Origin of the sequence: Xenorhabdus bharatensis (assembly GCF_037996705.1) — a bacterium.
Lineage (GTDB): Bacteria > Pseudomonadota > Gammaproteobacteria > Enterobacterales > Enterobacteriaceae > Xenorhabdus > Xenorhabdus bharatensis.
Genome location: NZ_JBBMXG010000002.1, coordinates 1 through 15,733, shown reverse-complemented (window position 1 = coordinate 15,733; position 15,733 = coordinate 1). Strand labels below are relative to the sequence as shown.

Genomic DNA, 15,733 nt, shown 5'->3' with positions numbered 1-15,733 from the left:
TCAGTTATAAAAATATCAGCAGGAGAGTGAAGCGTTGAGCAATTCATTTGAATTATTGTTCACTGTTTTATTTCTCGTTATTTTGTCCCGAAGCCTGTTGTGCATTTTGTTTCGTTGTATCCGGCACCATGCGATAAAAAGACTCACCGGGTTTAATCATACCTAATTCATTGCGGGCACGTTCTTCAATTGCTTGCTGGCCGCCTGTCAAATCCTTAATTTCCGCAAATAGCTGGTCATTACGCGATTTCAGAAAAAGGTTGTCCTTCTCTTGCTTTGCAACCTCATCCTTAACCCGCATATAATCGTGAATACCATTTTTGCCGATCCACAGCGAATACTGTAACCAGCCAAGTAAAACCAGTAATAGTAGCGTTAGTTTACCCATTTCCGCCCCCTGAAAAACCCGCCAATCATCCCATAACTCAGGGGATGACGCCACTATCACAAACGAATCGCAAATGGATCACAAAAGAATACTGAGTGACATGAGTGTAGAAACACATTACCTGACTCGCAATAATGTGTTTTTACTTTGTCCGGGAAATGTGTTCAGAAAATGGAAAATAAAAATGGGATCTCAGGGAGTCAGAATATTTCTTTCGTTGAGCGAAATAAGTAATTCTCCCAACAATAACTCAATGGATTGTGCTCCATCTAAATGAATCTCGGGGTGTTCTGGTGGCTCATAATCGGAATCAATGCCGGTAAAGTTCAGGATTTCTCCGGCTCGAGCTTTCTTATATAAGCCTTTCGGATCACGGGATTCGCAAATTGCCAGAGGTGTATCGACAAATACTTCAATAAATTGCTCTGGCGCCATGGATTGCCGTATTTTTTGCCGCTCAGCACGGTTGGGAGAAATAAAGGCCGTCAATACCACCAGCCCGGCATCAAGCATCAGTTTCGCAACTTCGCCCACACGGCGGATATTCTCCTGCCTATCAGCTTCAGAAAAACCTAAATCATTGCATAACCCATGACGCAGATTATCCCCATCCAATAAGTAGGTTTTGATCCCCTGTGAAAACAGCGCTTGTTCCAAGACTCCAGCAAGTGTTGATTTGCCTGAACCCGATAAACCGGTAAACCAGATAACCAAAGCCGGATGCCCATTCACAGCTTCCCGCTGTTGTCTGCCCACAGAATGTGAATGCCAGACGACATTAGGCGAAACCGCATTATGGGAAATAATATTAGGAGAATTCTCCCTGACCTGAACCAATTACTTCCCTCCCAATAAATCACGTGCTCCCCAGTGTGGGAAATGGCGGCGCACCAACCGGTTGAACTCCAGTTCAAACTCACTGTATTCGTGCGGCTCTTGATAGACATCAGTCTGAATTTCCCGCACCAGCCCAGCACCAACGGTAACGTTAGTCAGTCGATCAATCAAAATGATGCCACCGGTATCCGCACTTTGCTGATAACGGTCAATCAACAACGGTTCATCAAATGAAAACTCCACCAGCCCAATAGCATTTAACGGCAGTTCAACCGCGACTTTCTGAGTCAGATTGTTGATATCGACCTGATACTGGACATTATCAATTTTTGCCCGGCTTTTTTTACCTGCTACCTTGATATCCAGACTTTGCCCCTGAATCAGCGGCTTTTCTGACATCCAGACAACGTCCACCAGAGCATGGCGCGCTACCGTCATTTGGTTTTCAACTGCAACCAACAGATCACCACGGCTGATATCAATTTCATCTTTCAGGACAATAGTGATCGCCTGCCCCGGTACAGCAAAAGGTAAATCACCATCAAAAGTCACGATCCGCTCTACCGTGGAAACCCGGCCTGATGGCATCACTTTAATTTTTTGCCCCTGACGTAAAATTCCCGATGATAATGTGCCGCTGTAACCACGAAAATCAAGGTCAGGACGATTAACGTATTGCACCGGGAAACGCAGAGGCTGCTCTGACGCATTTTTCTGTACATCTACTGTTTCAAGGAGATCCAGCAAAGTTGATCCACTGTGCCACGGCATTTTCTCACTGTGACTGACGATATTGTCCCCTTCCAGTGCAGAGAGAGGAACAAAATAAATTTGCATATCGGTGGGCAACTGGCTGGCAAAATCCAGATAATCCTGTTTGATCTGATCGAAAACATCCTGCCGGTACTCCACCAAATCCATTTTGTTTACTGCCACCACCAGATAGCGGATCCCCAGCAACGTACTGATAAAACTATGGCGGCGAGTCTGTTCCTGTACACCTTTGCGCGCATCGATCAGAAGAATAGAAAGATCACTGGTTGATGCCCCTGTTGCCATATTACGGGTATATTGTTCATGCCCCGGTGTATCCGCGATGATAAATTTGCGTTTTTCCGTGGAGAAGTAACGATAGGCAACATCTATAGTAATCCCTTGCTCCCGCTCAGCCGCAAGGCCATCAACCAAAAGCGCCAGATCCAGCTTTTCTCCCTGAGTGCCCAGCCGCTTACTGTCATTCTGTAAAGTCGCCAGCTGATCTTCGTAGATCTGACGGGTATCGTGTAACAAGCGACCAATCAACGTGCTTTTGCCATCATCAACACTGCCGCAGGTCAGAAAACGCAGTAGCCCCTTTTCCTGCTGTGCTCTCAGATAGGATTCAACACCACCCTGCTCTCTGATTTGGTTGGCGATAACCTCATTATGTGCGAGTGCCGGCATCTTTATACTCCCCTCAAAAAATAATGCTGTGCCTCAAAAATAACCCTGACGTTTTTTCAGCTCCATTGAGCCGGATTGATCACTATCAATCAGCCTCCCCTGCCGCTCGCTGGTTGTCGATATCAGCATTTCTTCGATAATTTCCGGCAATGTTTCAGCTTCCGATTCCACTGCGCCGGTCAAAGGCCAGCAACCGAGCGTCCGGAAACGAACTCTGCGCTGACTGATAACTTCACCCGCTTTCAAATCGATACGATTATCATCAACCATAATCAGCGTACCATCGCGCTGCACGATCGGACGGGGTTTCGCAAAGTAGAGAGGAACAATATCTATCTGTTCTAAATAGATGTACTGCCAGATATCCAGTTCAGTCCAGTTAGACAACGGGAATACACGGATACTTTCACCCTTATTAATCTGGCCGTTATAGTTACGCCAGAGTTCCGGACGCTGATTTTTCGGATCCCAGCGATGAGAGCGATCACGGAAAGAATAAATACGCTCTTTAGCGCGGGATTTTTCCTCGTCACGTCGGGCACCGCCAAATGCGGCATCAAACCCGTATTTATCCAGCGCCTGCTTCAGACCTTCCGTTTTCATGACATCAGTATGTTTGGCACTACCGTGAATAAAGGGATTAATGCCCAGTTCTTCACCCTGTGGATTACGATAGACCAGCAATTCAAAACCGTATTTCTCGGCAGTCTTATCGCGAAATTCATACATTTCCCTGAATTTCCAACCTGTATCGACATGCAGCAGCGGGAAAGGCAGCTTTCCCGGATAAAATGCTTTACGCGCAAGATGCAGCATCACAGAAGAATCTTTACCAATGGAGTAAAGCATTACCGGATTAGCGAATTCGGCAGCAACTTCACGAATAATATGAATACTTTCTGCTTCCAGCTGCTGCAAATGAGTCAGTCTTTTGTTGTCCATTAATGCTCCCCCATTAATTAATCGTTCTTCCATAACTAGTTTTTATGCTAAATCAACAACAGCAGGGCGATTTGCCGGCTCAGTAGATTCTGTTTGTTCTGCCAGATTTTGATGTTCAACCGACTTCTGCCCAAACCAAGCTAATTGATGGTGAAGCTGAGCAACCTCTCCCACCACCAGCAACGCTGGCGATGGCGTGTTCTGTGCCAACTGTTCCAATTCAGACAACGTTCCGGTCAATACCTGCTGTTCAGCTCGGGTTCCACAGCCAATGACCGCAACCGGTGTACTGGCTTCCCGCCCGTGTGAAATGAGTTTCTGGCTAATCAAGGCTGACTTGATGATCCCCATATAAATTGCCAGTGTCTGATTACCTCGCGCCAGTGCGGGCCAGTCCAGTTCACTGCCATTTTCTCGACAATGCCCGGTAATAAACGTGACACTTTGGGAGTGTTCCCTGTGTGTCAGAGGGATGCCTGCGTAAGCCGAAGTACCAACGGCGGCAGTTATACCGGGTACAACCTGAAAAGGAATACCTGCGGATTCGGCAACCTGTAATTCCTCTCCGCCGCGACCAAAAATAAAAGGATCTCCACCTTTCAGGCGAACCACTTTTTTCCCCTGATGTGCCAGTTTGACGATCAGAGCGTTTGTCTCTTCCTGCGCAACAGAATGGCTGCCAGCTCTCTTTCCTACACAGATTTTGTCGGCATCACGGCGCACTAATTCGAGTATTTCATCGCTGACCAGATGATCATAAAGCACCACATCGGCCTGCTGGATAACCTGCAATCCCTTTAACGTCAATAAACCCGGATCACCGGGGCCTGCTCCGACTAATACCAACTCACCTTGCTTGCTGGTTTGTTTTTGTTGTTCATCAGTAATCTGTTGAGCCAGTTGCTCTTCAGCCTGTTGTAACTGCCCATTAGCAACTAACGTGGCAAAACGCCCGTTAAAGGCTTTCTCCCAGAAATAACGACGTTGGCGCAGGGAATTCAGGCTCTGTTTTACCTTCCCACGCCAACGACCTGCGATTTCAGCCATCGCGCCAAGATGAAAAGGCAACAGCGATTCCAGCTTTTCCCGCAGCAACCGAGTTAATACCGGGGATTTTCCAGCAGATGAGATCGCCACCATAACCGGAGAACGATCAATAATTGAGGGGAAAATAGCAGAGCACAGTGACTGATCATCGACCACATTGACCAAAATAGCGCGACGGTTAGCTTCTGTAAAAATAGCCTGATTTAAATCATGATCGTCAGTCGCTGCAAGCACAAGAAATACACCATCAAGATAATCCGTACGGAATGTCCCCTTTCGCCACTCAAACTCCCCTTTTTGATGGCGTTGTTGCAATTCAGGGTGTAATTCAGGAGCAACGACTGTTAATGCCGCACCTGCTCGCAATAACAGGCTGGCCTTGCGGGAAGCGACTTCGCCACCACCTACCAGCAAAACAGCACGCGATTTCAGCTCAACGAATAAGGGTAAGTAATCCACAGTGACATGCCATCCAGAGTTTAATTTATTAATAATTATCTAAGAGATGAATATATGAGGCTGTGATAAGGTTATGAAATGTCAAAAAGTAATTATTAGTTCCTGAATCGTATAAGGTAGGTTTTTTAATGGGTTATGAAATGGTGATATGCGAAATATTCAGAGGAAATTAAAGTGCTTTTATTGAGCATCTCTCGTTACAGACACAGTTTTATTTTGTGACAAAAATCACAATTCATCATTTTTTAGCATGTTATTCTTTCTTTAAGGAACGTTTTTAAACCCCGAATAATAAAAACTCGGCCTATCATAATTTATGATATAACCTTTTTACTTTCTCCTACTACATAAGTTTTACATATGAAAATGATCGAGTGTCATTGCTACCTAGAATAATTTCATTCCAGATTCACAAAACACCACATAATCAATTTTAGTACAATCTATCAGAATTAATGCCAAAACAATGAATTCAACAAACCTTCCATTTTAATACAATCAACTATAGTAGTTTAAGAGCACAAAAAAACTACAAGCTTGTCTAAAAAACAATGTTTATATATTCATTTTAACAAAATTAACACTAAAAAAATCACATTAATTAATCTTATATACATGGAGTATATACTATGACTGACCCTATGAAATCTATCCTCAATAATGTATTAGAAGATTCAAGGAAATTTTTCAATCTCAAATCAGGAAATAAAATATACCTAAATTTAGATAGATTACCGGATAAAAAAAGAGAGAGTTATTCAGCAAAAAAAATTTCTGAAAGAATAAAATTAATAAATAGAGTGTATGAGGATTCACGTCATTCAAAAACACCATATGAAATCAACAAAGTTCTTTTAAAAGTGCAAGGTAAAGATGATCATGCTGGCAATTGTGACCATTACTCCTATATGGCATTCGAATTATTAAAAAACAAAAAAGAAGATATCTCTAATATATATAAAAAACCATTCTCCATTTCAATTATAGGAATAAAATCTTTTAGAAAAACATTTGGCCATGCATTTTTATTTTTATCTAACACTCATCAATTTATATTAGAAGATATTTTTATAAAAAACACAGACTCTGAAAGCTGGGTATTAGATCCTTGGGACAATATAACATGTCGCTCATACCAATATCCTTTGTTATGGCATATAAAGATGTTGAAATGGAGAGCCAAAGGAAAATCATTAATTATATCTAATACACCTACATCACCCACAAATTCAGATTGTTATCAACTAATGAAACTCCAAAAAAATAATAGATTCATAGTATATAAAGAAGATTTCCAGTGTTATTCTCTAGCATAATAGATCCTACAAATTTTTATCCATTCTTTTATATCCAGCATTACTTTTACCTGTATTTAAACACCCAAAATCACCTCAAAAATATTCATATTGATTATAAATATATAAGATAAACAACAGATAAAAAATTTTTACTAAAACGGGGAGTGGTTATGTCATTAGACAATATATAAAAATGGCCGAATAAAACGGCCATTCCAAAGGTTCAAAAGGAACTCAGCCTTCATGCAATCCACATTCCCGTTTCAGGCCAAAAAAGCGGGTTTGTTCTTCACTCATACCCGGTTCCCATTTTTGCGTCGTATGGGTATCCCCGACAGAAAGGTAGCCTTGCTCCCATAGAGGATGATATTCAAGGCCATGTTCGGTCAGGTATTGATGTACCTTACGATTGTCCCAATCAATAATCGGCAGTATCTTGTAAACACCGCGTTGCACTGCCAACACTGGTAAATTAGCTCGGCTTTCCGATTGCTGACGACGTAAGCCTGCAAACCATGTCTGCGCATTTAACGTTTTCAGCGCGCGGTTCATCGGCTCAACTTTATTAATCTGGTTATAACGTTCAATCCCGTCTACTCCCTGCTCCCACAGTTTGCCATAACGCGCTTCCTGCCAAGTCGGGCTTTGCTCTGCACGAAATATCTTCAGGTTCAGGTTTAGTTTATCAGCCAGTTTATCGATAAACCGATACGTTTCTGGGAACAGGTAACCGGTATCCGTCAGGATAACAGGAATATCAGGGTATTCCTGTGTGACCAGATGCAGGCAAACTGCCGCCTGAATGCCAAAACTGGATGAAAGGACAAACTCACTGGGTAGATGCTCCAGTGCCCATATGACGCGTTGACGGGCATCCAGTAACGCCAGTTGTTGGTTTGTCTTAGCGAGCGCTTCCGTGCGCTGCTCAGGAGGCAAAGCCAATAATTCAGCTAAATGTGGCAGGCTCATACTGCTTCCTGCCAATCGTAAAAGTCGATAGCTGAGTTCAATACAGGTTTGATAATGTCAGTTCGGATCAGGAAATCGCCGAAATTTTCATTTTCAGTACGCTCTGTTGCCCAACGACCGATAAGTTCATCCAGAATAGTCAGGATTTCAGCAGAGGTGATATTTTCCTGATACATACGAGGAATTCGGCTACCATTACGATTTCCGCCAAGATGCAGGTTATAACGATCCGGCGCTTTGCCTACCAACCCGATTTCTGCCAGCATCGCCCGACCACATCCATTGGGGCAGCCTGTAACACGCAAAACGATATGTTCGTGACTGACGCCGTGTTTTGCCATTAATGCATCGACATGATCAACAAAGGTCGGCAGGAAACGTTCCGCTTCTGCCATCGCTAATGGGCAAGTCGGAAACGAAACACACGCCATAGAGTGGTGCCGTAGTGAAGTCACGCCATCATCAATAAGGCCATGCGCACGGGCAATGGATTCAATATGCGCTTTTTCACTTTCCGCCACTCCCGCTACTATCAGGTTTTGATTTGCGGTAAGGCGAAAATCACCTTTATGAATTCGGGCAATTTCTGCCACACCGGTTTTTAGTGGTTTGTTCGGGTAATCCAGCAAACGACCATTTTCAATAAACAGGGTCAAATGCCATTGATCATCAATGCCTTTTAACCAGCCAATCTGATCGCCCCGTCCGGTAAATTCATAAGGGCGGACTGGTTCAAATTTCACACCTGCACGTTTTTCAACTTCTTGCTTGAAGGTTTCAACGCCGACACGCTCAAGGGTATATTTGGTTTTTGCGTTTTTGCGTTCAGTTCGGTTACCCCAGTCACGCTGTGTTGTCACGATAGACTCGGCAATCGCCAGTGTATGCTCCAGTGGGATATAGCCAAATTCACTCGCCAAACGTGGAAACGTGTTCTTATCGCCGTGAGTCATAGCTAACCCGCCACCCACCAGCACGTTAAAACCGATCAACTGATCATTCTCTGCAATAGCAACGAAGTTCATATCATTGGCATGCAGATCAACATCATTTTGTGGAGGGATCACAACTGATGTTTTGAATTTACGCGGTAAATACGTTTTACCGAGGATCGGTTCTTCGTCAGTTGTAGCGATCTTTTCTTTATCCAGCCAAATCTCAGCATAAGCGTTGGTACGAGGCAGAAGGTGTTCGGATATTTTCTTCGCCCACTCATAAGCCTGCTGATGTAAAGCCGATTGTACCGGATTAGAAGTACACAGTACATTGCGGTTAACATCGTTGGCAGTTGCCAATGAATCCAATCCCATTTGAGCCAGTAATTGATGCGCCGGTTTGACGTTGTTTTTCAGGATGCCGTGGAACTGGAATGTCTGGCGGTTAGTCAGCCGGATGCTGCCATACAGCGTGCTCTCTGTCGCAAACCGATCGATACCCAGCCACTGGCGGGGAGTAATAATTCCTCCCGGCAAGCGGCAGCGCAACATCATGGCATGGCGGGGTTCGAGCTTCTGTTCCGCACGTTCAGCTCTGATGTCACGATCATCCTGTTGATACATACCGTGGAAACGGATAAGGAGAAAATTATCGCCTTCAAACCCGCCTGTCAGCCCATTTTTTAAATCTTCGCTGATCGTCCCGCGTAAGTAGTTGCTTTCTGACTTCATACGTTCACTGTCAGCGAGTTTACCTTCAACAATCAAAGGATCTTGTTTTTCATTGCTCATTGTTTTCATGATCGTTTTCATTGCCCGTTGTTTTTTTATTGCTTATCGTTTTTCGTTATTTTTGCTAGTAAACATCTCTCTGATAACGACGTTCAAGGCGCAGTTCACTTAAGAATTCATCGGCCTGCTCTGCATCCATCCCACCTTGTTGTGAAATGATATCCAGCAATGCCTGTTCTACATCTTTTGCCATACGATTGGCATCTCCACAGATGTATAAATGTGCTCCCTCACTAATCCAGCGCCAGATTTCCTCACCCTGCTCACGCAGCTTGTCCTGCACATACACTTTATGCTGTTGATCCCGCGACCATGCCAAATCAATGCGAGTGAGTAATCCCTCTTTGACGTAACGCTGGAACTCCACCTGATACAGAAAATCTTCTACAAAATGAGGGTTGCCAAAGAATAGCCAGTTTTTACCTTCAGCGCCCTGATTATCCCGCTGTTGCAGAAAGGCCCGGAATGGAGCCACTCCGGTGCCGGGGCCAATCATAATAACCGGAGTTTGTGGGTCGGCGGGTAAGCGGAAGTTATCGTTATGCTCAATAAAAACACGGATGTTGTCATCTTCCTGTAACCGATCAGCCAGATAGCCTGATGCCCCACCAGTACGGGCACGACCGTCTATGTCATAACGAACAACACCAACAGTAATATGTACTTCATTTTCGACTTCATCCTGAGAAGAAGAAATAGAGTATAGACGTGGTGTTAATGGACGTAATATATCGATAAATTGCTGAGCTTCAGGTTGTTGAGCGACCTGCCTGACCATATCCACGATAGGCGTTTTTTGCGCATATTGTTGCAGCGTTGATTTTTCAGAGATCAACACCAGCAAATTTTCATCTTTCGTCAGGGTGGCATATTTTTCGACAATCACTCCCGTGTTTTGTGTCAGTTCAAGGTGGCTGGTCAGAGCCTCACGCAAAGCAAGTGACTTTCCATGCACTGTCACGGATTCAGTGCCTTCCAGATGAAGCAGGCTAATCAACTCATCCACTAACACCGGATCGTTTTCGAACCAAACCCCCAATGAATCACCGGGCTGATAACGCAAACCAGAATCTTCCAGATCAATTTCAATATGGCGGACATCTTTATCAGATGTGCGTCCGGTAATTTTCTGGTTAACCAGCAGAGAAGCCGTTAATGGCGCTTCTTTGGTATAAGGGCTTGAGAGCGCTACACCAGCGGCTACTTCTGCCTTTATTGTGACTGTTGCTGTATTTGCCGGGGCTGGTAAGCGTTGTTTCAGAATATCAGTCAGTTGTTGACACCATTGCGTAGCAATATCCTGATATTCCACATCTGCATCAACACGATCAAGTAATCGCTGCGCACCTAACTCACTCAGACGGCTATCAAAATCTTTACCTGACTGGCAAAAGTGTTCATAGGAAGTATCACCTAAACCAAATACAGCGTAAGCTGTCTCTTTCATCGAAGCTGCTTTTTTGGAATGCAGATATTTATGCAGTGCTACAGCTTCTTCGGCGGGTTCACCTTCACCCTGTGTTGAAGCAATAATAATCAATACGCGCTCTTTTGCGATCTGTTTGAATTTATAATCACCAGCATTAACTAAATTCACACTCACATTCTGCGCCAGTAAAGCCTCTCTGAGCTGTTCTGCCAGACGCTTTGCATTACCCGTCTGAGAAGCTGAAATCAGTGTCACGGTTTCCTGTTCAGGTTCAGGCACATCTGACGATACTACCGTGTTGGTTTGCGGTTGAGAGTTCAACATTCCCCAAAAATAGCCTGATAACCAAGCCAGTTGGTGACCAGAAAAATCACTAACCTCTGATTGCAGGCGTGACAGTTGTTCCTGAGATACAGGTAGTAATGCAGTTGAAGGTGGTTTTGCAGTCATTATCCAGTGCCCTTTGCTATAGCCGATACCCATGATTAACAGTCACAAACATGGAGTAATCATAAGGTTATCCCAGAACAGGCGTTGGACTTAAAGAAAGGTTAGCAATATCTAATAACTAAATTACCTAACTTTATTTACAGATTTAATATATCGATAAAGTTGTTAAACGCTGGATTTTATTTCTACAGAAAAATCACGTTAGGCGCAAAAGTTCAGGTAGAATAGCCGGCCTTTTGAATTCAGGAAAAAGTATTATGAGCACTACCATCTTTAAAGATTTTCAATTTGAAGCGGCCCATCACCTGCCACATGTTCCTGAAGGACATAAATGTGGTCGCTTGCATGGGCACTCATTTATGGTTCGTCTGGAAATCACCGGTGAGATTGATCCTCACAGCGGATGGCTCATGGACTTTGCCGATGTGAAAGCTATCTTCAAGCCAATTTGGGAGCGGTTGGACCACCATTATCTCAATGAAATCCCCGGTCTGGAAAACCCAACCAGTGAAGTGCTGGCCCAATGGATTTGGAGAGAGTTACAGCCTGCTTTGCCACAGCTCAGCGCCGTTATGGTTAAAGAAACCTGTAGTGCCGGTTGTATCTATCGTGGAGAGTAAGACATTCAGCACCAAATTTTGGTGCTGAATGCACAATAAATAAGCGCCAAACGTACATCAAGCGATATTTAAGTATTTGTGTGTCTGCATCGAGAAACGCCAGTTACGGGCAATGCAGGTTTCAATACATAAACGGGTTGCTTCTTCTTTCTGACTGATGGGCTGTAAGGCAATAACCGGCCTGTTATTTTCATCAAGCATAGTCAATAGATCATCCAATGATTCAATATCGCGCTCACGTCCTACAGGGTGCTTAATTTCATTTGCGCGGTTCATCGCTTCAGGCAATACTTTGTATCCGCCCCGCATTTTCACTTTCGGTGAGACGGTTACCCACGTTTTGTCAGTACAGTGGATCGCGTGTGTACCACTCGTTTCTATCTGGCACTGATAGCCTGCATTTTCCAGTACTTCGGTCAGAGGACGTAAATCATACAAACACGGCTCTCCCCCCGTAATTACGATATGGCGAGCGGTATACCCCTGACGAGTGAACAAATTAATGATTTGCTGCGGTGTGGCAGCGCCCCAAGTATCGCTATCTTCGGATTTTACCAGGATGTTCTCCATCGCCCGCTGCTTATCCGCTTCTTTTTCCCAAGTATGCTTGGTATCACACCAACTGCACCCGACCGGACATCCCTGTAATCGTATGAAAACAGCAGGAATACCGGTGAACACACCTTCTCCCTGCAAAGTCTGAAACATCTCATTTATTGGGTAAATCATAAAAAAACTCTGGTTTTAATAAACTGCCCGTTATTATTACAGATATCTATCCCGCGGACATCCATCTTTATGGTATCGTACGAGGTTGCTTTTGCTGGTATCTGACACCAGACAGGGCATTGTATACCTGAAATAGCATATGCCTGAAATAGCATTGTATGCCTGAAAATACTCTCTGGCATGAAAGATAGATGGGATTAACGAATGCAAGACAATGAAAATCAGCTTAAACAGGGTCTGAGTGTGAGGCATATCCGCTTCATGGCTTTAGGCTCTGCAATAGGCACAGGGCTGTTTTATGGCTCAGCAGCGGCAATACAGCAAGCAGGACCGGCTGTATTGCTGGCATATTTAATTGGCGGTGCCGCCGTATTTATGGTGATGAGAGCACTCGGCGAGATGGCCGTTCACCATCCTGTTTCTGGTTCCTTTTCTCAATATGCCAGCCATTATCTGGGTCCATTAGCCGGTTTCCTGACGGGCTGGCTCTATGTTCTTGAAATGCTGTTTGTTTGCCTCGCTGATATCACTGCATTCGGCTTGTATATGAAATTTTGGTTCCCCGATGTTGATCAATGGATTTGGGTTCTGGGTATCGTCTGTTTTATTGGCGCGCTGAATTTATGCCATGTGAAGATTTTCGGTGAAATGGAGTTTTGGCTTTCTATCGTTAAGGTCACTGCCATTATTGCCATGATCATTGGTGGCCTTGCAATTATGATCTTTGGTTTTGGTCAGACAACAGAGCATGCCACCGGGATCACTAATTTATGGGAACATGGCGGCTTTATGCCAAATGGCATCAGCGGAGTGGTTGCATCATTGGCGATTGTGATGTTTGCTTTCGGTGGAATAGAAGTCATTGGTATCACTGCCAGTGAAGCGAAAGATCCGGCAAAAACAATCCCTAAAGCTATTAATGCTGTTCCCTTCCGTATTTTAATCTTCTATGTCCTGACTTTATGTATCCTGATGTGTATCTATCCGTGGGATCAGATTGGTCAGAATGGAAGCCCATTCGTACAAATTTTTTCTGATCTGAAAATCAGTGCAGCTGCGCATGTTCTGAATGTTGTTGTTATTACTGCTGCCATTTCTGCCATCAACAGCGATATTTTTGGTGCCGGACGAATGATGTATGGCATGGCTCAGGAAGGGCAGGCACCTGAGGCGTTTAAAAAGCTGACCCGAAATGGGGTTCCATGGATGACTGTTCTGGTCATGATTGTGGTTCTGCTGCTTGGAGTCATGCTAAATTGGCTGCTTCCCGGCAATATTTTTATTCTAATTGCTTCCGTCGCCACATTTGCCACTGTCTGGGTATGGTTGATGATCCTGCTTTCTCATGTGGCTATGCGTCGCAAAATGAGTGCAGAAGAAGTCAGAACCTTGAAATTTCCGGTACCAATGTGGCCCATTGCGCCCATCATTACGATTGTTTTTATGAGTGCAATTATCCTACTACTCGGGTTTTTCGAGCAAACGAGAGATGCTTTATACATTGGGGCTGGCTGGGTGATTATCCTAACCCTTGCTTATTTTTTCAGTATAAAGAAAAAACTTGTCACATCTCACCGTGCTAACCAATAAAATTGGTCTCTAAAAGCGCCGGGTAATTTCCGGCGTTTTACTCTACTTTACCTTTCACCACTCTTGTTCATTGCAGAGCTTCGTACCTTATAACGAAAACCGGATAAGAAGCGGATTGTGATCAGAAGCAATGGTTGTTAAAACGGTTGCGCTCTGAACAGTTAAGTCACGATAAAAAACAAAGTCTAAGGGTTTACCAAATACAATTGTTCTATGATCATCATTAAAATAGACTTCTTTTAACCCCATACGCTGAGCAAAACGCTCCAGCACTCTGAATCGCCGGCGGCTCCATGCATTAAAATCACCGGCAAATATCACCGGCCCATCATGCAACTTAATATAGATACCAATGTTATCCAACTGTCGGCTATAAACATCAACGCCGAGACTGAAGTTTATGGCGTGTACGTTAACCACCATCAGCTGCTGTTCATCGGCCAAAGGATACATAGTAATAAGAGATGATTTAGAAAGCCTTAATATCGGTTCTTTTTCCCTTAACGGGCAACAATAGATAGGAGAAGAAGAAGCTAATGTCATCACACCCGACGGGTGCTGAGGGATAGCGAACGCAGGGACTTGATCTGCAACTAACCCACTGGCTGTGATAAATTTAAGTAAATCAGGCGTTGTCTGTGCTTCTTGCAATAAAATAAGATCACTTTTGTCAATTAAGGAAGATAATACGCTTTGCCACAGTGGACGTTGCTGTTTATGGATATTCCAAATAGCAACAGAAAACACATTATTATCAGCCAAGAATGGCTCTCCACAAGGTAAAAGTGCTTCTTCAAGTAATCGCGTGGAAGTAGGAAAAACCCTCTCTACAGGCTGCCCTGCGATATACCTGACTGCATAATTTTTTTGAGCCAGATTTTTTCTCTCACGGGCTCTTCTTACATACCTATTTCTTATCAAATTGCACCCCAACCGATCTTAATGCATCTGCCTTCATTAATATGACATCTCTATAATTGATTGCAATCCTTAGCATTAAAAATACAGTATGAATTGTAAGGGTAAATGTCAGAATAGATTTTATACAGAAAATCTTTCCCATTGATTAAAAAAGTAACGTATTTGGTAGGAAATTACTGGTGAGAAGATATTGGAATACTCGAGTATACAGAAGGGTTGATTGAAAATCGAATCAAGATACTGATGAAGATGTCTGAAATAGAAAAAACCCCTGAGATTTCTCTCAGGGGCTTCTCTAAATCGGTGGCGGTGCGGACGGGACTCGAACCCGCGACCCCCGGCGTGACAGGCCGGTATTCTAACCAACTGAACTACCGCACCACCGAATGCTGTTTCATGCTGCCTTTTGGGCTGGCAACACGGATAAATTGATGTCTGGCAGTTCCCTACTCTCACATGGGGAGACCCCACACTACCATCGGCGCTACGGCGTTTCACTGCTGAGTTCGGCATGGGGTCAGGTGGGACCACCGCGCTATTGCCGCCAGACAAATTCTGTTTTCAATCCCGAACAAGCTGCCTGACCGTCTTCATTCGGTCACTGTTTTCTCTGAAACTTCGTCTTTTCTCAAAAGCCCGCAAAACACCTTCGGTGTTGTCAGGTTAAGCCGCACGGTTCATTAGTACTGGTTAGCTCAACGTCTCGCAACGCTTACACACCCAGCCTATCTACGTCCTCGTCTCGAACGTTCCTTTAGTGTCCTCAAGGGACAAGGGAAGACTCATCTCAAGGCAAGTTTCCCGCTTAGATGCTTTCAGCGGTTATCTCTTCCGCACTTAGCTACCGGGCAGTGCCATTGGCATGACAACCCGAACACCAGTGG

13 protein-coding genes, 1 tRNA gene and 2 rRNA genes are annotated in these 15,733 nt (G+C 44.2%); 3 read left to right on the top strand and 13 right to left on the bottom strand.

Annotated features, from left to right (window positions below):
- Nucleotides 1-67 precede the first annotated feature (67 nt).
- From ftsB to cysG, 5 genes are all read right to left on the bottom strand, one after another.
- Complete coding sequence (ftsB, locus tag AAC855_RS01770; RefSeq protein WP_340607929.1) at nt 68-388, bottom strand: cell division protein FtsB; 321 nt, start codon at nt 386-388, stop codon at nt 68-70.
- 192 nt (nt 389-580) lie between these two features.
- A complete protein-coding gene (gene cysC, locus AAC855_RS01765; protein WP_340607928.1) occupies nt 581-1,225 on the bottom strand; it encodes an adenylyl-sulfate kinase in 645 nt (214 codons plus the stop codon).
- Nucleotides 1,226-2,668 (bottom strand): sulfate adenylyltransferase subunit CysN, encoded by a 1,443-nt coding sequence (cysN, locus tag AAC855_RS01760; protein WP_340607927.1) that lies wholly within the window; start codon nt 2,666-2,668, stop codon nt 1,226-1,228.
- Nucleotides 2,669-2,701: 33 nt separating this feature from the next.
- Nucleotides 2,702-3,643, bottom strand: a complete 942-nt coding sequence (gene cysD, locus AAC855_RS01755; RefSeq protein WP_340607926.1) for a sulfate adenylyltransferase subunit CysD — start codon at nt 3,641-3,643, stop codon at nt 2,702-2,704.
- Between the two features lie 9 nt (nt 3,644-3,652).
- Entirely contained in the window at nt 3,653-5,116 is a 1,464-nt protein-coding gene (gene cysG / locus AAC855_RS01750) for a siroheme synthase CysG (RefSeq protein WP_340607925.1), read from the bottom strand.
- A 629-nt stretch (nt 5,117-5,745) separates the two neighbouring features.
- On the opposite strand from cysG, the gene AAC855_RS01745 reads away from it, so the two are divergent.
- The gene (locus AAC855_RS01745) at nt 5,746-6,432 is read left to right on the top strand and encodes a hypothetical protein (RefSeq protein WP_340607924.1); all 687 of its coding nucleotides are present in this window, start codon (nt 5,746-5,748) and stop codon (nt 6,430-6,432) included.
- Between the two features lie 216 nt (nt 6,433-6,648).
- Here AAC855_RS01745 and cysH read toward each other — a convergent pair whose 3' ends face one another.
- The 3 genes from cysH to cysJ form a co-directional block, all read right to left on the bottom strand.
- A complete protein-coding gene (gene cysH, locus AAC855_RS01740; RefSeq protein WP_340607923.1) occupies nt 6,649-7,383 on the bottom strand; it encodes a phosphoadenosine phosphosulfate reductase in 735 nt (244 codons plus the stop codon).
- Entirely contained in the window at nt 7,380-9,110 is a 1,731-nt protein-coding gene (cysI, locus tag AAC855_RS01735; RefSeq protein WP_340608254.1) for an assimilatory sulfite reductase (NADPH) hemoprotein subunit, read from the bottom strand. Before cysI ends, cysH begins: the two co-directional genes overlap by 4 nt.
- Nucleotides 9,111-9,174: 64 nt before the next feature.
- A complete protein-coding gene (gene cysJ, locus AAC855_RS01730) occupies nt 9,175-10,989 on the bottom strand; it encodes an NADPH-dependent assimilatory sulfite reductase flavoprotein subunit (protein ID WP_340607922.1) in 1,815 nt (604 codons plus the stop codon).
- Between the two features lie 257 nt (nt 10,990-11,246).
- Here cysJ and queD point away from each other — a divergent pair, with 257 nt between their 5' ends.
- Complete coding sequence (queD, locus tag AAC855_RS01725; RefSeq protein ID WP_340607921.1) at nt 11,247-11,609, top strand: 6-carboxytetrahydropterin synthase QueD; 363 nt, start codon at nt 11,247-11,249, stop codon at nt 11,607-11,609.
- 57 nt (nt 11,610-11,666) lie between these two features.
- Here queD and queE read toward each other — a convergent pair whose 3' ends face one another.
- The gene (gene queE, locus AAC855_RS01720; RefSeq protein ID WP_340607920.1) at nt 11,667-12,338 is read right to left on the bottom strand and encodes a 7-carboxy-7-deazaguanine synthase QueE; all 672 of its coding nucleotides are present in this window, start codon (nt 12,336-12,338) and stop codon (nt 11,667-11,669) included.
- 204 nt (nt 12,339-12,542) lie between these two features.
- Between queE and AAC855_RS01715 the strand changes: the two genes are divergently transcribed.
- Nucleotides 12,543-13,928 (top strand): amino acid permease, encoded by a 1,386-nt coding sequence (locus AAC855_RS01715; protein WP_340607919.1) that lies wholly within the window; start codon nt 12,543-12,545, stop codon nt 13,926-13,928.
- An 87-nt stretch (nt 13,929-14,015) separates the two neighbouring features.
- Here AAC855_RS01715 and AAC855_RS01710 read toward each other — a convergent pair whose 3' ends face one another.
- The 4 genes from AAC855_RS01710 to AAC855_RS01695 form a co-directional block, all read right to left on the bottom strand.
- Nucleotides 14,016-14,804, bottom strand: coding sequence for an endonuclease/exonuclease/phosphatase family protein (locus AAC855_RS01710; RefSeq protein WP_340608253.1), 789 nt, complete (start codon nt 14,802-14,804; stop codon nt 14,016-14,018).
- A gap of 349 nt (nt 14,805-15,153) precedes the next feature.
- Nucleotides 15,154-15,230 (bottom strand) — tRNA-Asp (locus AAC855_RS01705).
- 52 nt (nt 15,231-15,282) lie between these two features.
- Nucleotides 15,283-15,398: ribosomal RNA gene (gene rrf / locus AAC855_RS01700) — 5S ribosomal RNA — on the bottom strand.
- A gap of 110 nt (nt 15,399-15,508) precedes the next feature.
- A 23S ribosomal RNA gene (locus AAC855_RS01695) occupies nt 15,509-15,733 on the bottom strand; the annotation flags it as partial.

Coding starts and splice junctions, on each gene's coding strand:
- ftsB (WP_340607929.1), bottom strand. CDS start 388: ATGGGTAAACTAACGCTACTATTACTGGTTTTACTTGGCTGGTTACAG.
- cysN (WP_340607927.1), bottom strand. CDS start 2,668: ATGCCGGCACTCGCACATAATGAGGTTATCGCCAACCAAATCAGAGAG.
- cysD (WP_340607926.1), bottom strand. CDS start 3,643: ATGGAAGAACGATTAATTAATGGGGGAGCATTAATGGACAACAAAAGA.
- AAC855_RS01745 (WP_340607924.1), top strand. CDS start 5,746: ATGACTGACCCTATGAAATCTATCCTCAATAATGTATTAGAAGATTCA.
- cysH (WP_340607923.1), bottom strand. CDS start 7,383: ATGAGCCTGCCACATTTAGCTGAATTATTGGCTTTGCCTCCTGAGCAG.
- cysI (WP_340608254.1), bottom strand. CDS start 9,110: ATGAGCAATGAAAAACAAGATCCTTTGATTGTTGAAGGTAAACTCGCT.
- cysJ (WP_340607922.1), bottom strand. CDS start 10,989: ATGACTGCAAAACCACCTTCAACTGCATTACTACCTGTATCTCAGGAA.
- queD (WP_340607921.1), top strand. CDS start 11,247: ATGAGCACTACCATCTTTAAAGATTTTCAATTTGAAGCGGCCCATCAC.
- queE (WP_340607920.1), bottom strand. CDS start 12,338: ATGATTTACCCAATAAATGAGATGTTTCAGACTTTGCAGGGAGAAGGT.
- AAC855_RS01715 (WP_340607919.1), top strand. CDS start 12,543: ATGCAAGACAATGAAAATCAGCTTAAACAGGGTCTGAGTGTGAGGCAT.